26 protein-coding genes are annotated in these 15,415 nt (G+C 50.6%); 2 read left to right on the top strand and 24 right to left on the bottom strand.

The features are described 5' to 3' along the window. Positions 1 to 8 precede the first annotated feature (8 nt). The 13 genes from rplX to rpsJ all read right to left on the bottom strand — a co-directional run bounded on the left by rplX (position 9) and on the right by rpsJ (position 5,824). Entirely contained in the window at positions 9 to 323 is a 315-nt protein-coding gene (rplX, locus tag ACQ0PY_RS02160) for a 50S ribosomal protein L24 (RefSeq protein ID WP_015962742.1), read from the bottom strand. 10 nt (positions 324 to 333) lie between these two features. Continuing rightward, the gene (gene rplN, locus ACQ0PY_RS02155) at positions 334 to 705 is read right to left on the bottom strand and encodes a 50S ribosomal protein L14 (RefSeq protein ID WP_000613954.1); all 372 of its coding nucleotides are present in this window, start codon (positions 703 to 705) and stop codon (positions 334 to 336) included. A 162-nt stretch (positions 706 to 867) separates the two neighbouring features. Further along, complete coding sequence (gene rpsQ / locus ACQ0PY_RS02150; protein ID WP_002438707.1) at positions 868 to 1,122, bottom strand: 30S ribosomal protein S17; 255 nt, start codon at positions 1,120 to 1,122, stop codon at positions 868 to 870. Next, positions 1,122 to 1,313, bottom strand: coding sequence for a 50S ribosomal protein L29 (rpmC, locus tag ACQ0PY_RS02145; protein ID WP_000644742.1), 192 nt, complete (start codon positions 1,311 to 1,313; stop codon positions 1,122 to 1,124). The genes rpsQ and rpmC overlap by 1 nt, the downstream gene beginning before the upstream one ends. After that, positions 1,313 to 1,723, bottom strand: a complete 411-nt coding sequence (gene rplP, locus ACQ0PY_RS02140; protein WP_000941208.1) for a 50S ribosomal protein L16 — start codon at positions 1,721 to 1,723, stop codon at positions 1,313 to 1,315. The genes rpmC and rplP overlap by 1 nt, the downstream gene beginning before the upstream one ends. Before the next feature lie 12 nt (positions 1,724 to 1,735). Next, entirely contained in the window at positions 1,736 to 2,437 is a 702-nt protein-coding gene (gene rpsC, locus ACQ0PY_RS02135) for a 30S ribosomal protein S3 (RefSeq protein ID WP_000529945.1), read from the bottom strand. 17 nt (positions 2,438 to 2,454) lie between these two features. Beyond that, positions 2,455 to 2,787 (bottom strand): 50S ribosomal protein L22, encoded by a 333-nt coding sequence (rplV, locus tag ACQ0PY_RS02130; protein WP_000447529.1) that lies wholly within the window; start codon positions 2,785 to 2,787, stop codon positions 2,455 to 2,457. Between the two features lie 14 nt (positions 2,788 to 2,801). Next, positions 2,802 to 3,080 (bottom strand): 30S ribosomal protein S19, encoded by a 279-nt coding sequence (rpsS, locus tag ACQ0PY_RS02125; RefSeq protein WP_001138117.1) that lies wholly within the window; start codon positions 3,078 to 3,080, stop codon positions 2,802 to 2,804. 16 nt (positions 3,081 to 3,096) lie between these two features. After that, a complete protein-coding gene (rplB, locus tag ACQ0PY_RS02120) occupies positions 3,097 to 3,918 on the bottom strand; it encodes a 50S ribosomal protein L2 (protein WP_000301864.1) in 822 nt (273 codons plus the stop codon). 17 nt (positions 3,919 to 3,935) lie between these two features. Next, on the bottom strand, positions 3,936 to 4,238 hold the full coding sequence (gene rplW, locus ACQ0PY_RS02115; RefSeq protein ID WP_000617546.1) for a 50S ribosomal protein L23: 303 nt from the start codon (positions 4,236 to 4,238) through the stop codon (positions 3,936 to 3,938). Then, the gene (rplD, locus tag ACQ0PY_RS02110) at positions 4,235 to 4,840 is read right to left on the bottom strand and encodes a 50S ribosomal protein L4 (RefSeq protein ID WP_000424395.1); all 606 of its coding nucleotides are present in this window, start codon (positions 4,838 to 4,840) and stop codon (positions 4,235 to 4,237) included. Before rplD ends, rplW begins: the two co-directional genes overlap by 4 nt. A gap of 10 nt (positions 4,841 to 4,850) precedes the next feature. Further along, positions 4,851 to 5,480 carry a 50S ribosomal protein L3 gene (gene rplC / locus ACQ0PY_RS02105; RefSeq protein ID WP_042998378.1) on the bottom strand — a complete coding sequence of 210 codons (630 nt, stop codon included), beginning with the start codon at positions 5,478 to 5,480 and terminating at the stop codon, positions 4,851 to 4,853. Between the two features lie 32 nt (positions 5,481 to 5,512). After that, positions 5,513 to 5,824 (bottom strand): 30S ribosomal protein S10, encoded by a 312-nt coding sequence (rpsJ, locus tag ACQ0PY_RS02100; protein ID WP_001181005.1) that lies wholly within the window; start codon positions 5,822 to 5,824, stop codon positions 5,513 to 5,515. Between the two features lie 378 nt (positions 5,825 to 6,202). Here rpsJ and ACQ0PY_RS02095 point away from each other — a divergent pair, with 378 nt between their 5' ends. Further along, positions 6,203 to 6,685, top strand: a complete 483-nt coding sequence (locus tag ACQ0PY_RS02095) for a prepilin peptidase (protein ID WP_042998379.1) — start codon at positions 6,203 to 6,205, stop codon at positions 6,683 to 6,685. On the opposite strand, the gene bfr is transcribed toward ACQ0PY_RS02095, so the two are convergent. The 11 genes from bfr to fkpA all read right to left on the bottom strand — a co-directional run bounded on the left by bfr (position 6,669) and on the right by fkpA (position 14,883). After that, the gene (bfr, locus tag ACQ0PY_RS02090) at positions 6,669 to 7,145 is read right to left on the bottom strand and encodes a bacterioferritin (RefSeq protein WP_042998380.1); all 477 of its coding nucleotides are present in this window, start codon (positions 7,143 to 7,145) and stop codon (positions 6,669 to 6,671) included. The two genes, ACQ0PY_RS02095 and bfr, sit on opposite strands and share 17 nt — an antisense overlap. Positions 7,146 to 7,217: 72 nt before the next feature. Then, complete coding sequence (gene bfd, locus ACQ0PY_RS02085; RefSeq protein ID WP_012135433.1) at positions 7,218 to 7,412, bottom strand: bacterioferritin-associated ferredoxin; 195 nt, start codon at positions 7,410 to 7,412, stop codon at positions 7,218 to 7,220. A 181-nt stretch (positions 7,413 to 7,593) separates the two neighbouring features. After that, positions 7,594 to 8,778 (bottom strand): elongation factor Tu, encoded by a 1,185-nt coding sequence (gene tuf / locus ACQ0PY_RS02080; protein WP_109739782.1) that lies wholly within the window; start codon positions 8,776 to 8,778, stop codon positions 7,594 to 7,596. A gap of 70 nt (positions 8,779 to 8,848) precedes the next feature. Beyond that, positions 8,849 to 10,963 (bottom strand): elongation factor G, encoded by a 2,115-nt coding sequence (gene fusA, locus ACQ0PY_RS02075; protein ID WP_042322790.1) that lies wholly within the window; start codon positions 10,961 to 10,963, stop codon positions 8,849 to 8,851. Between the two features lie 96 nt (positions 10,964 to 11,059). Continuing rightward, positions 11,060 to 11,530, bottom strand: coding sequence for a 30S ribosomal protein S7 (gene rpsG, locus ACQ0PY_RS02070; protein WP_042998382.1), 471 nt, complete (start codon positions 11,528 to 11,530; stop codon positions 11,060 to 11,062). Positions 11,531 to 11,626: 96 nt separating this feature from the next. After that, positions 11,627 to 12,001 (bottom strand): 30S ribosomal protein S12, encoded by a 375-nt coding sequence (rpsL, locus tag ACQ0PY_RS02065; protein WP_000246815.1) that lies wholly within the window; start codon positions 11,999 to 12,001, stop codon positions 11,627 to 11,629. Positions 12,002 to 12,126: 125 nt separating this feature from the next. Beyond that, positions 12,127 to 12,414: a sulfurtransferase complex subunit TusB gene (gene tusB, locus ACQ0PY_RS02060; protein WP_042998383.1), complete on the bottom strand. Its 288-nt coding sequence runs from the start codon at positions 12,412 to 12,414 to the stop codon at positions 12,127 to 12,129. A gap of 7 nt (positions 12,415 to 12,421) precedes the next feature. Next, positions 12,422 to 12,781 (bottom strand): sulfurtransferase complex subunit TusC, encoded by a 360-nt coding sequence (tusC, locus tag ACQ0PY_RS02055; RefSeq protein WP_044263779.1) that lies wholly within the window; start codon positions 12,779 to 12,781, stop codon positions 12,422 to 12,424. Beyond that, positions 12,781 to 13,167, bottom strand: coding sequence for a sulfurtransferase complex subunit TusD (gene tusD / locus ACQ0PY_RS02050; RefSeq protein WP_042998385.1), 387 nt, complete (start codon positions 13,165 to 13,167; stop codon positions 12,781 to 12,783). The genes tusC and tusD overlap by 1 nt, the downstream gene beginning before the upstream one ends. Continuing rightward, positions 13,167 to 13,889 (bottom strand): helix-turn-helix transcriptional regulator, encoded by a 723-nt coding sequence (locus tag ACQ0PY_RS02045; RefSeq protein ID WP_042286247.1) that lies wholly within the window; start codon positions 13,887 to 13,889, stop codon positions 13,167 to 13,169. Before ACQ0PY_RS02045 ends, tusD begins: the two co-directional genes overlap by 1 nt. Before the next feature lie 166 nt (positions 13,890 to 14,055). Beyond that, positions 14,056 to 14,883, bottom strand: coding sequence for an FKBP-type peptidyl-prolyl cis-trans isomerase (gene fkpA / locus ACQ0PY_RS02040; protein ID WP_044263781.1), 828 nt, complete (start codon positions 14,881 to 14,883; stop codon positions 14,056 to 14,058). Positions 14,884 to 15,106: 223 nt separating this feature from the next. On the opposite strand from fkpA, the gene ACQ0PY_RS02035 reads away from it, so the two are divergent. Then, positions 15,107 to 15,325 (top strand): protein SlyX, encoded by a 219-nt coding sequence (locus ACQ0PY_RS02035; protein WP_042998387.1) that lies wholly within the window; start codon positions 15,107 to 15,109, stop codon positions 15,323 to 15,325. Positions 15,326 to 15,415: the final 90 nt, after the last annotated feature.

The raw sequence follows: 15,415 nt of genomic DNA, 5'->3' as shown, positions 1-15,415 counted from the left end.
ACTCCAAATTACTTGATAGTTTCGCTGTTAGACTTGAAGAAACGGACTTTTTTGCCGTCTTCGAATCTAAAGCCTACACGGTCAGCCTTGCCGGTTGCCGCATTGAAGATTGCAATGTTAGAGATCTGAATAGCTGCTTCTTTCTCTACAATGCCGCCTGGTTGGTTCAGAGCCGGAACCGGCTTCTGGTGTTTCTTAACCAGGTTGATACCTTCAACGATGACCTTGCCGGAAGACAGGACATTCTTAACTTTACCGCGTTTACCTTTATCTTTACCGGTTAACACGATAACTTCGTCATCACGACGGATTTTCGCTGCCATGATTCGCTCCTTAGAGTACTTCTGGTGCCAGAGAGATAATTTTCATGAACTTCTCGTTGCGAAGTTCACGAGTTACCGGCCCAAAAATACGCGTACCGATAGGCTGCTCGCTGTTATTGTTTAAAATAACGCATGCATTACCATCGAAGCGAATGACAGAACCGTCCGGGCGACGAACACCCTTCTTGGTGCGCACCACTACCGCCTTCAGCACATCACCTTTTTTGACCTTACCACGCGGAATTGCTTCTTTGATGGTGATCTTGATGATGTCGCCTACGCCTGCGTAGCGACGGTGCGAGCCACCCAGAACCTTGATACACATTACGCGACGTGCACCGGAGTTGTCGGCGACGTTCAGCATAGTCTGTTCTTGGATCATTTTAGTGCTCCGCTAATGTCAACTACTACTGAGACCCGAAATCAGGTCGTTAAAAAAGCCCCATATCGAGGGCGCGGCATTATAACACCGCTCTCAGGATATGGGTAGAAAAAATAAACGGCCCATCGCTGAGCCGTTTATTCGTTGAGAACGCGTACTGTATTACAGAACCGCTTTCTCTACAACGCGAACCAGCGTCCAGGACTTAGTCTTGGACAGCGGACGGCATTCACGGATTTCAACCTTGTCGCCGATACCGCATTCGTTGTTCTCGTCATGTACGTGCAGTTTGGTCGTACGCTTAATGAATTTACCGTAGATCGGGTGTTTCACAAAACGTTCGATAGCAACAACAATGGATTTCTCCATTTTGTCGCTAACAACGCGACCTTGCAGAGTACGGATTTTATCGGTCATTACGCACCCGCCTTCTCAGTCAGTAAAGTCTTAACGCGTGCGACATCACGACGCACTTGCTTCAACAGGTGAGACTGTTGCAGCTGGCCACTTGCAGCCTGCATACGCAGGTTGAACTGCTCACGCAGCAGGTTCAGCAGCTCGGTGTTCAGCTCTTCAACACTCTTCTCACGCAGCTCTTTTGCTTTCATTACATCACCGTCTTAGTTACAAAGGTGGTTTTAATCGGCAGTTTCGCTGCTGCCAGCTTGAATGCTTCACGGGCCAGCTCTTCCGGTACGCCGTCCATTTCATACAGGACTTTACCCGGCTGAATCAAGGCAACCCAATACTCCACGTTACCTTTACCTTTACCCATACGCACTGCCAGCGGCTTTTCAGTGATCGGTTTGTCCGGGAATACACGGATCCAGATCTTACCTTGACGCTTAACTGCACGGGTCATAGCACGACGTGCTGCTTCGATCTGACGGGCAGTCAGACGACCACGGCCAACAGCTTTCAGACCGAAGCTGCCGAAGCTAACATCCGCGCCAGCAGCCAGACCGCGGTTACGGCCTTTGTGCATTTTACGGAATTTTGTACGCTTTGGTTGTAACATCAGCGACGCTCCTTATTTACGGCCTTTACGCTGCTGCTTTTTAGGTTGAGCAGCCGGTTTTTCCGGTTGTTCAACAGCAGCCATACCACCCAGGATCTCGCCTTTGAAGATCCATACCTTAACGCCGATTACACCGTAAGTGGTGTGCGCTTCAGAGGTGTTGTAGTCGATGTCAGCACGCAGAGTGTGCAGCGGTACGCGACCTTCGCGGTACCATTCGGTACGTGCGATTTCCGCGCCGCCCAGACGGCCGCTAACTTCAACTTTGATCCCTTTAGCGCCCAGACGCATTGCGTTCTGTACAGCACGCTTCATCGCACGACGGAACATAACACGACGTTCCAGCTGAGAAGTGATGCTGTCAGCAACCAGTTTTGCGTCCAGTTCAGGTTTACGAACTTCGGCGATATTGATCTGTGCAGGAACGCCAGCGATATCCGCTACGACCTTACGCAGTTTTTCTACGTCTTCACCTTTCTTACCGATAACGATACCCGGGCGAGCAGTGTGAATAGTCACACGGATGCTCTTAGCCGGACGCTCGATAACGATACGAGATACGGACGCTTTAGCCAGTTCCTTAGTCAGGTACTGACGTACTTTAAAATCGCTGTCCAGGTTGTCAGCGAATTCTTTGGTGTTCGCAAACCAGGTAGAGTTCCATGGTTTTACAATACCCAGGCGAATACCATTAGGATGTACTTTCTGACCCATTGCTAGTCTCCAGAGTCTCAGCGATCGGACACAACCACAGTGATGTGGCTGGTGCGCTTCAGGATGCGATCTGCACGACCTTTTGCACGCGGCATAATGCGCTTCATGCTCGGGCCTTCGTCTACGAAAATTTTCGTAACTTTCAGATCGTCAATGTCAGCGCCATCGTTGTGTTCAGCGTTAGCAATGGCAGATTCCAGTACCTTCTTGACCAGTACAGCCGCTTTCTTGTTGGTGTAGGTCAGAATATCCAGAGCCTGCGACACTTTCTTACCGCGAATCAGGTCAGCAACAAGGCGAACCTTCTGAGCAGAAGAACGAGCATGGCGATGTTTAGCGATAGTTTCCATCTCTTCCTCCTACCTTATTTCTTCTTCGCTTTTTTATCAGCAGCATGGCCGCGATAAGTACGAGTCGGTGCGAATTCACCCAGTTTGTGACCGACCATTTCATCGGTTACAAATACTGGAACGTGCTGACGACCATTATGGACAGCGATGGTCAAACCGATCATGTTAGGAAAGATCGTTGAACGACGGGACCAAGTGCGCAGGGGCTTCTTGTCTCCGCTTTCCACCGCTTTCTCTACCTTCTTCAGCAAGTGCAGGTCAATAAAAGGACCTTTCTTGAGAGAACGTGGCATGGCTTATCCTCTAAAATTATTTGCTACGGCGACGTACGATGAATTTATCAGTACGCTTGTTGCTGCGGGTCTTCTTACCTTTGGTTTGAACGCCCCACGGAGTTACCGGGTGCTTACCAAAGTTACGACCTTCACCACCACCATGTGGGTGGTCGACTGGGTTCATCGCGGTACCGCGAACGGTCGGACGAACACCACGCCAGCGTGCAGCACCTGCTTTACCCAGAACGCGCAGCATATGCTCAGCATTGCCAACTTCGCCCAGAGTTGCACGGCAGTCTGCTTCGACTTTACGCATTTCACCAGAACGCAGACGCAGGGTGACATAAGCACCATCACGAGCAACGATCTGAACGTAAGTACCAGCGGAACGTGCCAGCTGACCGCCTTTACCTGGTTTCATTTCTACGTTATGAACGGTAGAACCAACCGGGATATTGCGCATCGGCAGGGTGTTGCCTGGTTTGATTGCAGCATCAACGCCAGATTGGATCTGGTCGCCCGCTTTCAGGCCTTTAGGGGCCAGGATGTAACGGCGCTCACCGTCTTTGTACAGAACCAGCGCGATGTTCGCGGAACGGTTCGGATCGTACTCAAGACGTTCAACAACTGCCGGAATACCATCTTTGTTGCGTTTGAAGTCAACAATACGGTATGCCTGCTTGTGGCCACCACCGATATGACGGGTGGTGATACGGCCATTGTTGTTACGACCACCGGATTTGCTGTTTTTTTCCAGCAATGGAGCAAAAGGTTTGCCCTTGTGCAGCTCAGGGTTAACCACTTTAACTACGTGGCGACGACCCGGAGATGTCGGTTTACATTTAACAACTGCCATTGTATTACTCCTCCGACTTACTCAGCGCCGCCAACGAAGTCCAGATTCTGGCCTTCCTTCAGGGTGACGTAAGCTTTTTTCCAGTCGCTACGACGACCGATACGCTGTCCGTGACGTTTAACTTTCCCTTTAACAACCAGGGTGTTAACGACTTCGACTTCGACTTCAAACAGTTTCTGCACAGCAGCTTTGATCTCTGCTTTGGTCGCGTCTTTAGCAACTTTGAGAACGATGGTGTTAGTTTTTTCCATCGCAGTAGACGCTTTTTCAGAAACGTGCGGTGCACGCAGCACCTTCAGCAGACGTTCTTCACGAATCATGCCAGCATCTCCTCAACTTGCTTAACAGCATCAGCAGTCATTACGACTTTGTCGAAGGCGATCAGACTAACCGGGTCGATACCAGTTGCATCGCGTACGTCAACCTTGTGCAGGTTGCGCGCAGCCAGGAACAGGTTTTCGTCCAGCTCACCGGTGATGATCAGCACATCTTCCAGAGCCATGTCTTTCAGTTTCTGTGCCAGCAGCTTAGTTTTAGGCGCTTCAACAGAGAACTTCTCGACAACGATCAGACGATCCTGACGTACCAGTTCGGACAGAATGCTTTTCAGCGCGCCGCGGTACATCTTTTTGTTTACTTTTTGACTGTGGTCCTGCGGACGAGCAGCGAAGGTTACGCCACCGGAACGCCAGATCGGGCTCTTGATAGAACCTGAACGCGCACGGCCGGTACCTTTCTGACGCCACGGTTTTTTGCCTGAACCAGTTACTTCAGCACGAGTCTTCTGAGCACGAGTACCCTGACGAGCACCAGCTGCATAAGCAACAACAACCTGGTGAACCAGCGCTTCGTTGAAATCACGACCGAAGGTAGTTTCGGAAACAGTCAGCGCGCTCTGCGCGTCTTTCAATACTAATTCCATTGCTATCCCCTTACGCCTTCACAGCTGGTTTAACGATCAGGTCGCAACCGGTTGCACCCGGAACACCACCTTTAACCAGCAGCAGGTTGCGCTCAGCGTCAACGCGTACTACGTCAAGGCTCTGAACGGTTACACGCTCGTTACCCATCTGGCCTGCCATTTTCTTGCCTTTGAACACTTTGCCCGGAGTCTGGTTCTGACCGATAGAACCCGGAACGCGGTGAGACAAGGAGTTACCGTGAGTCGCGTCCTGGGTACGGAAGTTCCAGCGCTTAACGGTACCTGCGAAACCTTTACCTTTAGAGGTACCGGTTACGTCAACTTTTTTAACGTCAGCAAACAGTTCAACGCTAATGCTCTGACCAACAGTGAATTCTTCACCATCTGCCAGACGGAACTCCCACAGGCCGCGGCCAGCTTCTACGCCAGCTTTAGCAAAGTGACCAGCTTCCGGCTTGGTTACACGGTTAGCTTTTTTAGCACCCGTGGTAACCTGAATAGCACGATAGCCATCGCTAGCCAGATCTTTAACCTGAGTAACGCGGTTTGCTTCAACTTCGATTACGGTTACTGGGATAGATACGCCATCTTCAGTGAAGATGCGGGTCATACCCACTTTTTTACCGACTAAACCAATCATTGTATCAACCTCTCAATCGCTCGATGACCTGATTAACCCAGGCTGATCTGCACGTCTACACCGGCAGCCAGGTCCAGACGCATCAGAGCATCAACGGTTTTTTCAGTTGGCTCAACGATGTCAACCAGACGCTTGTGAGTACGAATCTCGTACTGATCACGCGCGTCTTTGTTGACGTGCGGAGAGATCAGAACGGTGAAACGCTCTTTGCGGGTCGGCAGCGGGATCGGACCACGGACTTGCGCACCAGTGCGCTTAGCAGTCTCGACGATTTCCGCGGTTGATTGATCGATCAGACGATGATCAAACGCTTTAAGGCGGATACGGATTCTTTGGTTCTGCATGAGACCAGAGCTCCAATTATTTTATAAACGAAAATGATTACTCCTCAGACCCATTACGATTGATGGGAGAGTGTAACCGTTCTTACGTAGCTCCCCGATTGGGAGCATTGTTAGACAGCCAAATCGGCTATCCGAGGTTCAGATCGAACCTGCCGTCAATTAAGACAAGCCCGCGCATTATACGCAAATATCAGTCTGAAGCAAGTGTCGCGTAGATATTAAACACTTCGCGCGTAATGCGAACAGGGTTCCGGGATTGTATGTTGTGAAAGAAACACAGCGGATTTACTGGAAAGCATCCCGCAATACCCATAATAGCGCCTTGCTCCCTTATCAACCTTCTTTAAAGTAACGCCATGGTTGATGGAGGATGACACGATGTCTGCTGCCCTACCCTTTCTGCTGCTGTATACCGCATTGTCTTTGACTCTGAGTTTCTGCGATATGCGCAGCAGACGACTGCCGGACCGGTTTACCTGCCCGTTGCTGTGGGGTGGATTCATCTTTCACCTGTGCATCATCCCGACACAACTTGCCGATGCCGTATGGGGCGCCGTCGCGGGTTACGCCAGCTTTGCCTTTATCTACTGGAGTTATTGGCTGCTTCGTAAGCGAGAAGGACTCGGCTATGGTGATGTGAAATTCCTTGCCGCACTAGGTGCCTGGCATGGGTGGATGTTTTTGCCTTCATTAGTCTTTTGGGCGGCGCTACTGGGGTGTTTCGGTATCGTGGTTGTGGGGATAGTGCATGGAAAATCGGCATTAAAAAACCCGCTGCCTTTTGGGCCATTTCTGGCAGCTGCGGGTTTCATCACCGGATATTGTCGTCTCACCTCAGGGGCGATTAGCTGGTCACTTTGATTTGCGACTGCAGATAATTTTGCAGGCCAATTTTCGAGATGAGATCCAGTTCTGTCTCCAGCCAGTCGATATGTCCTTCTTCATCCGCAAGGATTTCGATCATCATATCCCGGCTGACATAATCATGAACGGTATCGGCATAGGCGATAGCTTCACGTAAGTTTTTCGCCCCTTCGAGCTCTAACCGAAGATCGGACTGCAGCATCTCTTCGACATCTTCGCCAATCCCCAATTTGCCGAGATCCTGTAGGTTCGGGATCCCTTCCAGAAACAAAATACGCTCAATATATTTATCCGCGTGTTTCATTTCATCGATGGATTCATGGTACTCGATCTCATTGAGGCGAGTCAGGCCCCAATTTTTGAACATACGTGCATGGAGAAAATACTGGTTGATCGCGACAAGCTCATTTCCCAATAGTTTATTGAGATAATTTATGATTTTAACATCACCTTTCATTTTATTGTCCCTCCGCTTCCACTCTCCAGAGCATAGATGGGGCTACAGGGATGTCAAAAAAAAGAGTGTGACTCAGGCGATCTCTTTAAATTCTGGCATTTGCATTAATTCATCCTGCATGACTTCGCGTGCCGCACGAACGCATTTACCGCATTGATTTCCCACAGGAATAAACTTGCGTAACTGCTGGAAGGATTGAGGATGAAACTGACGTACCGCCTGGCGAATTTTTTTATCACTTACACCATTACACAAACAAACGTACATGATCGCTCCCGTTCAATTTCTGCGCAAAGTGTAAATGAGAATAGTTATAATTACAATAGCACAATTATCTCTGCGTAACGGGAGCGGAGTTAAAATTGCGAAGAAATGTGACAAGACAAATAACGGGCAGCAAAAAGGGCGCCGAAGCGCCCTTTTTAAGTGCAGAACTAATGAGTAATTATTAGCTCATTACTTTAGCAACAACGCCCGCACCTACAGTACGGCCGCCTTCACGGATTGCGAAACGCAGACCGTCGTCCATCGCGATCGGGTGGATCAGGGTAACAACCATTTTGATGTTGTCGCCCGGCATTACCATCTCAACGCCTTCCGGCAGTTCGATGGTGCCAGTCACGTCAGTTGTACGGAAGTAGAACTGCGGACGGTAGCCTTTGAAGAACGGAGTATGACGGCCGCCTTCGTCTTTGGACAGGATGTACACTTCGGATTCGAACATCGTGTGCGGCTTGATGGTGCCCGGCTTAGCCAGTACCTGACCACGTTCGATTTCTTCACGTTTGATACCACGCAGCAGAACACCAACGTTCTCACCCGCACGGCCTTCGTCCAGCAGTTTGCGGAACATTTCAACGCCAGTACAGGTAGACTTGGCAGTCTCTTTGATACCAACGATTTCAACTTCTTCGCCCACTTTGATGATACCGCGTTCTACACGACCGGTAACAACGGTACCACGACCGGAGATGGAGAATACGTCTTCGATCGGCAGCAGGAACGGCTTGTCAATCGCACGCTCTGGTTCCGGGATGTAAGAATCCAGGAAGCCAGCCAGTTCGATGATTTTCGCTTCCCACTCTGCGTCGCCTTCCAGCGCTTTCAGAGCAGAACCACGAACGATCGGGGTGTCGTCGCCCGGGAAATCGTACTGAGACAGAAGTTCACGAACTTCCATTTCTACCAGTTCCAGCAGCTCTTCGTCATCAACCATGTCGCATTTGTTCAGGAACACGATGATGTACGGAACGCCTACCTGACGACCCAGCAGGATGTGCTCACGAGTCTGCGGCATCGGGCCGTCAGTCGCAGCAACAACCAGGATCGCGCCGTCCATCTGCGCAGCACCGGTGATCATGTTTTTAACATAGTCGGCGTGGCCCGGGCAGTCTACGTGTGCGTAGTGGCGAGTCGGGGTGTCATATTCAACGTGAGAAGTGTTGATGGTGATACCACGAGCTTTTTCTTCCGGCGCGTTATCGATCTGATCGAATGCGCGAGCAGCACCGCCGTAGGTTTTAGCCAGTACGGTAGTGATTGCAGCAGTCAGGGTAGTTTTACCGTGGTCAACGTGGCCGATGGTGCCGACGTTAACGTGCGGTTTTGTACGTTCAAATTTTTCTTTAGACACGGCTATATTCCTTACTATAGCGCTCTCCCCTTGTGGAGAGAGCACGGGACTTAGGTTTTAATCCTGTGGATTATTTACCACGGGCTTCGATTACGGCCTGAGCAACGTTGTTCGGTGCATCATCATACTTCAGGAATTCCATAGTGTATGATGCGCGACCTTTGGTCAGAGAACGCAGCTGAGTTGCATATCCGAACATTTCAGACAGCGGAACTTCAGCGTGGATCTTAACGCCAGTGACTTCGGATTCCTGACCGCGCAGCATACCGCGACGACGGCTCAAGTCACCGATAACATCACCGGTGTTTTCTTCCGGCGTTTCTACCTCAACCTTCATGATTGGCTCAAGCAGAACTGGTTTAGCTTTCTTAAAGCCTTCTTTAAAGGCAATAGACGCAGCCAGTTTAAACGCCAGTTCAGAGGAGTCAACGTCATGGTAAGAACCGAAGTGCAGACGAACACCCATATCAACAACCGGGTAACCTGCCAGCGGACCGGCTTTCAGCTGCTCCTGGATACCTTTATCAACGGCAGGGATGTATTCGCCAGGGATTACACCACCTTTAATGTCGTTGATGAACTCGTAGCCTTTCGGGTTAGAACCCGGCTCCAGCGGGTACATGTCGATAACAACATGACCATACTGACCGCGACCACCAGACTGCTTGGCGTGTTTACCTTCGATATCGGTAACTTTCGCACGAATCGCTTCGCGGTAAGCAACCTGAGGTTTACCGACGTTCGCTTCAACGTTGAATTCACGCTTCATACGGTCAACGATGATGTCGAGGTGCAGTTCACCCATACCGGCGATAATGGTCTGGTTAGATTCTTCGTCAGTCCATACACGGAATGACGGGTCTTCTTTAGCCAGACGGCCCAGAGCCAGACCCATTTTTTCCTGGTCAGCTTTGGTTTTCGGTTCTACGGCGATGGAGATTACCGGCTCAGGGAATTCCATACGCTCCAGAATGATCGGCGCATCCGGGTCACACAGGGTGTCACCAGTGGTTACGTCTTTCAGACCGATCGCAGCAGCGATGTCGCCCGCGCGAACTTCTTTGATCTCTTCACGTTTGTTAGCGTGCATCTGAACGATACGACCAAAACGCTCACGTGCAGCTTTCACGGAGTTCAGTACGGTATCACCAGAGTTAACCACACCGGAGTACACACGGAAGAAGGTCAGGTTACCCACGAACGGGTCAGTAGCGATTTTGAATGCCAGTGCAGAGAAAGGCTCTTCGTCGCTTGCGTGACGCTCAGCAGGCGTGTCTTTACCGTCGTCCAGGATACCGTTGATCGCAGGTACGTCAACCGGGGATGGCAGGTAATCAATTACCGCATCCAGCATCGCCTGAACACCCTTGTTCTTAAATGCAGAACCACAGGTTACCAGGATGATTTCGTTGTTCAGAACGCGCTGACGCAGAGCTTTTTTGATCTCTTCTTCAGTCAGTTCTTCACCACCCAGGTATTTCTCCATCAGCTCTTCAGAAGCTTCCGCTGCGGACTCGATCAGGTTCTGGTGCCATTCTTCAGCCAGTTCCTGCATGTCAGCCGGGATATCTTCGTAAGTGAAGGTAACGCCTGCATCTGCTTCGTTCCAATTGATGGCTTTCATTTTCACCAGGTCAACAACACCGGTGAACGCTTCTTCAGCGCCAATCGCCAGCTGCAGCGGAACAGGGTTCGCGCCCAGACGGGTTTTGATCTGACCAACAACTTTCAGGAAGTTCGCACCCATACGGTCCATTTTGTTAACGAACGCAATGCGTGGAACTTTATATTTGTTTGCCTGACGCCATACGGTTTCAGACTGCGGCTGAACACCACCAACTGCGCAGTAAACCATTACCGCACCATCAAGAACACGCATGGAACGTTCTACTTCGATAGTGAAGTCAACGTGCCCCGGGGTGTCGATGATGTTTACGCGATGCGGTTCATACTGCTTAGCCATACCAGACCAGAATGCAGTAGTCGCTGCGGAAGTGATAGTAATACCACGTTCCTGCTCCTGCTCCATCCAGTCCATGGTGGCTGCGCCGTCATGAACTTCACCGATTTTATGGTTTACACCGGTGTAGAACAGAATACGTTCGGTAGTAGTGGTTTTACCGGCGTCGATGTGCGCACTGATACCGATGTTACGGTAGCGTGCGATGGGTGTTGTACGAGCCATTTGATTCCTCGTTTATCTTTTAGGCGTTCAATTTAAGTAGCCCAAAGCGGGCTGCTTACTGGAAGCGCCCGCCTGGTGACTAAAACTCCGAAGGGATTACCAACGGTAGTGTGCGAACGCCTTGTTGGCTTCGGCCATACGGTGAACGTCTTCACGTTTCTTAACTGCAGTACCTTTGTTTTCTGCAGCATCGGAAAGTTCGTTCGCCAGGCGCAGAGCCATGGATTTATCACCGCGTTTACGAGCAGCTTCAACGATCCAACGCATTGCCAGGGCATTACGACGAACCGGACGGACTTCAACTGGTACCTGATAAGTAGAACCACCAACGCGGCGAGACTTAACTTCGACAGTCGGGCGCACGTTTTCGAGAGCTACTTCGAAAGCTTCCAGTTCAGATTTACCAGAACGCTGAGCCAGGGTCTCCAGCGCGCTGTATACGATTGTTTCGGCAGTAGATTTTTTACCATCTACCATCAGGATATTTACAAATTTAGCCAGCAGTTCTGATCCGAACTTCGGATCCGGCAGAATTTTACGCTGACCAATGACGCGACGACGTGGCATGGAAATACTCCGTTGTTAATTCAGGATTGTCCAAAACTCTACGAGTTTAGTTTGACATTTAAGTTAAAACGTTTGGCCTTACTTAACGGAGAACCATTAAGCCTTAGGACGCTTCACGCCATACTTGGAGCGAGCTTGCTTACGGTCTTTAACGCCGGAGCAGTCAAGCGCACCGCGTACGGTGTGGTAACGAACACCCGGGAGGTCTTTAACACGACCGCCACGGATCAGGATCACGGAGTGCTCCTGCAGGTTGTGACCTTCACCACCGATGTAGGAAGTCACTTCGAAACCGTTAGTCAGACGAACACGGCATACTTTACGCAGTGCGGAGTTCGGTTTTTTAGGAGTGGTAGTATATACACGAGTACATACACCACGTTTTTGCGGGCATGCTTCCAGCGCAGGCACGTTGCTTTTTGCAACTTTGCGAGCGCGTGGTTTGCGTACCAGCTGGTTAACTGTTGCCATTAAATAGCTCCTGGTTTTAGCTTTTGCTTCGTAAACACGTAATAAAACGACCTCATACAATATGAGGACGCCGAATTTTAGGGCGGTGTCGAAAAGGTGTCAAGAAATATACAACGATCACACAATCACCAGGCCATCTGGCTGGCGTGCTTAACCGTAAGTCTGACGAAGTCAGTATAGTCAACCCTGACGACACTGTCTGAAATTTGACCACCCAAACCCCGGGCGTCAATGTCTTCTTTCAGTGCATATACCGTTATGGGGGTGTTTTGCAGGCTTTCAAGGAAGCGACAGCCTTCGACTGCGGCGGTAACGCCATCCTGGAGCAACAAAAGTTCATCCCCTTCTGCAAGCAGGCGCAGGATTGCAGAGAAATCAGAGTGCCACGCGGAGCGGTGTAAAGTATGCAGCATGAAAACCTCAGAATCTCAGGATGACATCGTAGTTGCCCAGTTCACGACGCAGCGCGTCTGGTTCCAGCGGCGTCGTCTCAACGACAAAACTGGCCCCTTCTTCGAGTCCACGCTCGCGCAGCGAGGCGGCGCATAACCAGCACTGTTCGATATCGTACAATCCCAGCAGTTTGAAGGTCGCAATATAGTCGCGGGCCAGAATCACATCCGGCTTTTGTTCCTGCAGGATCTGAAAGACGCCATCACCTATAAAGAAGACGCCGATCTCTTCTGTTAACGCCGACGTCGCCAACAGCGCGTCCAGCCCTTCACGGCCAGAAGCACTACCGTGCGGCACGGTGGAAAAGACAAAGGCAATACGTTTCATCAAAACTGTACCACGCGATCGCAGGTCAATGAGGCTTGTGCCAACGCGCCCAGTCCGCTGAGGGTAAAACCCGGCTGCAGATTGGCGGACGCCAGTCCCAGTCGGCCCGCTTCAGTTTCATCTACCACACCGCGGCGCAGCGCCGCCGCCACACAAATGTTCAGCTCAACGCCATGCTGTGTATTCATCTGTTGCCATGCCCGGACCAGATCAAATTCATCACTGGCCGGAGAGGTCAACTGGTTGGCGTTATACACCCCTTCCCGATAGAAAAAGACGCTGCTTAACGTATGGCCTTCTTCAAGCAAAGCCTGAGCAAACTGCAATGCGCTGCTCGCCTGCTGGGTACCATACGCCGGACCGGTAACCACAATGGCAAAACGCATTACTTATCTTGCCCCTGAAAGTCGCCGCTCTTGAACTGGCGAATATAGAGGTACACGGTGTGCTTGGAGATGTTCAGACGATCGGCGACCTGATTGATGGCATCCTTAATATCGAAGATACCCTTCTCATACAGATTCAGGACGATCTGGCGGTTCTTGGCATTATTGGAGACATTACGATCGGCGTTCACCTCTTCAATGGTGAACTCCAGCGTCTGCGTCACCAGATCTTCCACGGAAGAGGCGAAGTTAACAGACGATCCCACTTCCGGGGTCTCCGGGGGAATAAAGGTATTCATGATCTGCGAAAACGGGACATCAAGGTTCATGTTGATGCACAGCAGACCAATCACACGATGCTCGCGATTGCGAATGGCAATCGTCACTGACTTCATCAGAACGCCGCTTTTCGCACGGGTAAAGTAGCATTTGGAGACGCTGCTATCTGCACCGGTCATATCGTGCAGCATCCGTAACGCAAGGTCAGTAATCGGCGAACCGATTTTTCGTCCCGTATGTTCGCCGTTGGCAATGCGAATGGCGGAACATTTCAAATCCTGCAAAGAGTGCAAAACGATTTCACAGTGGGAACCAATGAGCATCGCTAACCCGTCCACCACCGCTTCGTAGGATTTCAGAATATCAAAGTCGGTTTGATCGAAAGGACGTTGATCCAGTAAATCAAGCTCACTGGTTTCGTTGGTTAAAAGCGACCTGGACATGAAAAAAAACACTCCTTTTCAGGAGCCTGTCGTTATGTTTTCAGGGCAGGCTCATTAATTTTGTGGATGATTAAATTAATACAGTGGTGGTTCCACTTTCCACTATTAATTATATCCGGCCTGCACAAAAAAAACCGCCGCTCTGTTCGGCGGCGGTTCTCAGTTTTTATTTTTTAGCGGCATCTGCTGCTTTTGCATCAGCTTCAGCTGCTGCTTCTGGCTTGGCATCCGCCTTCGGTGCTGGCTTGATGTCCAACAGTTCTACGTCGAATACCAGCGTGGAGTTAGCCGGGATCCCCGGAACGCCGGTTTTACCGTAAGCCAGTTCTGGTGGGATGACCATCTTAATCTTCCCACCTTTCTTAATGTTCTTCAGACCTTCAGTCCAGCCAGGGATCACACCGTCCAGACGGAAAGAGAGCGGTTCGCCACGGGTGTAGGAGTTATCAAACTCTTTACCGTCGATCAGCGTACCTTTGTAGTTCACCACCACCGTGTCGCTGTCTTTCGGCGCTTCGCCTGTACCGGCTTTCTCAACTTTGTAGAGCAGGCCAGTCGAAGAGGTCTTCACATCTTTCTCTTTCGCAAACTTGGTGCGGAACTCTTTACCTTTGGCTTCGTTGTCAGCTGCGTCTTTTTCCATCTTCGCCTGGGCGGAAGCTTTCACGCGTGCTTCAAAAGCCTGCAGAGTCTGCTCGATTTCCTGGTCAGACAGTTTGCTCTTATTAGCAAACGCATCCTGCACACCGGCGATCAGCTGGTCTTTGTCCAGTTTGATGCCCAGTTTTTCCTGTTCTTTCAGGGAGTTTTCCATATAGCGACCCAGCGATGCACCCAGTGCGTAAGCCGATTTCTGGTCGTCATTTTTGAACGCAGCTTTGCTGTCAGCAGCGGCGGCGGCCGGTTTTGCGGCGTCCGCTGCGAAGGTGATCGGGGCGTGCAGAGCAACGGCCATCGTGGTCGCCAGCAAAGTGACTTTAAACAGTGATTTCATCCATATCTCCAGGGCCGGGGCATCTCACCCCATGGTTAACTTTACTATGAGAAGCGTACTATAAAGCGTTGTTGAACAAATCAACATACGGACATGCCTGATTCTCGCTACTTTTGAGACTCTTTTTGTTTAAATTAGTTTCGACAAGACTGAATCAGGGCTGTGTATTCAGACAAAGTTAAGTAGAATCCGCCGCGACCATAGACAATCGATGAGGTGAATCATGCAGGACACAACGATGGAAACCCGGCTGGCCGAGCTGGAAAGTCGGCTGGCTTTTCAGGAAATCACCATTGAAGAGCTCAACGTAACGGTAACCGCTCACGAGATGGAAATGGCCAAATTGCGCGATCATCTGCGACTGCTGACGGAAAAGCTCAAAGCGAGCCAGCCTTCCCACATCGCCTCCCAGGCCGAAGAGACGCCACCGCCTCATTATTGAGACGTAAAAAAAGCGGGTTAAACCCGCTTTCTTGTATCCGATGGCACCAACACTTATCGGACGGTCTCATAAATACCCAAAGGATTTCGA

The sequence above is a fragment of the Citrobacter sp. LST-B2 genome (assembly GCF_057983045.1).
Note: the sequence above shows the minus strand (reverse complement) of the source record. Positions and strands in the feature narration are given on the sequence as shown.

What these genes read in the sequence shown, in the direction of transcription:
- fkpA (WP_044263781.1), bottom strand. Translation starts at nt 14,883, where the DNA reads ATGAAATCACTGTTTAAAGTCACTTTGCTGGCGACCACGATGGCCGTT.
- rpsC (WP_000529945.1), bottom strand. Translation starts at nt 2,437, where the DNA reads ATGGGTCAGAAAGTACATCCTAATGGTATTCGCCTGGGTATTGTAAAA.
- tusC (WP_044263779.1), bottom strand. Translation starts at nt 12,781, where the DNA reads ATGAAACGTATTGCCTTTGTCTTTTCCACCGTGCCGCACGGTAGTGCT.
- rplC (WP_042998378.1), bottom strand. Translation starts at nt 5,480, where the DNA reads ATGATTGGTTTAGTCGGTAAAAAAGTGGGTATGACCCGCATCTTCACT.
- rplW (WP_000617546.1), bottom strand. Translation starts at nt 4,238, where the DNA reads ATGATTCGTGAAGAACGTCTGCTGAAGGTGCTGCGTGCACCGCACGTT.
- tusB (WP_042998383.1), bottom strand. Translation starts at nt 12,414, where the DNA reads ATGCTGCATACTTTACACCGCTCCGCGTGGCACTCTGATTTCTCTGCA.
- rpsS (WP_001138117.1), bottom strand. Translation starts at nt 3,080, where the DNA reads ATGCCACGTTCTCTCAAGAAAGGTCCTTTTATTGACCTGCACTTGCTG.
- rplD (WP_000424395.1), bottom strand. Translation starts at nt 4,840, where the DNA reads ATGGAATTAGTATTGAAAGACGCGCAGAGCGCGCTGACTGTTTCCGAA.
- rpmC (WP_000644742.1), bottom strand. Translation starts at nt 1,313, where the DNA reads ATGAAAGCAAAAGAGCTGCGTGAGAAGAGTGTTGAAGAGCTGAACACC.
- ACQ0PY_RS02035 (WP_042998387.1), top strand. Translation starts at nt 15,107, where the DNA reads ATGCAGGACACAACGATGGAAACCCGGCTGGCCGAGCTGGAAAGTCGG.
- rpsG (WP_042998382.1), bottom strand. Translation starts at nt 11,530, where the DNA reads ATGCCACGTCGTCGCGTCATTGGTCAGCGTAAAATTCTGCCGGATCCG.
- rplX (WP_015962742.1), bottom strand. Translation starts at nt 323, where the DNA reads ATGGCAGCGAAAATCCGTCGTGATGACGAAGTTATCGTGTTAACCGGT.
- rplV (WP_000447529.1), bottom strand. Translation starts at nt 2,787, where the DNA reads ATGGAAACTATCGCTAAACATCGCCATGCTCGTTCTTCTGCTCAGAAG.
- bfd (WP_012135433.1), bottom strand. Translation starts at nt 7,412, where the DNA reads ATGTACGTTTGTTTGTGTAATGGTGTAAGTGATAAAAAAATTCGCCAG.
- bfr (WP_042998380.1), bottom strand. Translation starts at nt 7,145, where the DNA reads ATGAAAGGTGATGTTAAAATCATAAATTATCTCAATAAACTATTGGGA.
- tusD (WP_042998385.1), bottom strand. Translation starts at nt 13,167, where the DNA reads ATGCGTTTTGCCATTGTGGTTACCGGTCCGGCGTATGGTACCCAGCAG.
- rpsJ (WP_001181005.1), bottom strand. Translation starts at nt 5,824, where the DNA reads ATGCAGAACCAAAGAATCCGTATCCGCCTTAAAGCGTTTGATCATCGT.
- rplN (WP_000613954.1), bottom strand. Translation starts at nt 705, where the DNA reads ATGATCCAAGAACAGACTATGCTGAACGTCGCCGACAACTCCGGTGCA.
- ACQ0PY_RS02095 (WP_042998379.1), top strand. Translation starts at nt 6,203, where the DNA reads ATGTCTGCTGCCCTACCCTTTCTGCTGCTGTATACCGCATTGTCTTTG.
- rpsQ (WP_002438707.1), bottom strand. Translation starts at nt 1,122, where the DNA reads ATGACCGATAAAATCCGTACTCTGCAAGGTCGCGTTGTTAGCGACAAA.
- rplB (WP_000301864.1), bottom strand. Translation starts at nt 3,918, where the DNA reads ATGGCAGTTGTTAAATGTAAACCGACATCTCCGGGTCGTCGCCACGTA.
- ACQ0PY_RS02045 (WP_042286247.1), bottom strand. Translation starts at nt 13,889, where the DNA reads ATGTCCAGGTCGCTTTTAACCAACGAAACCAGTGAGCTTGATTTACTG.
- rpsL (WP_000246815.1), bottom strand. Translation starts at nt 12,001, where the DNA reads ATGGCAACAGTTAACCAGCTGGTACGCAAACCACGCGCTCGCAAAGTT.
- rplP (WP_000941208.1), bottom strand. Translation starts at nt 1,723, where the DNA reads ATGTTACAACCAAAGCGTACAAAATTCCGTAAAATGCACAAAGGCCGT.
- fusA (WP_042322790.1), bottom strand. Translation starts at nt 10,963, where the DNA reads ATGGCTCGTACAACACCCATCGCACGCTACCGTAACATCGGTATCAGT.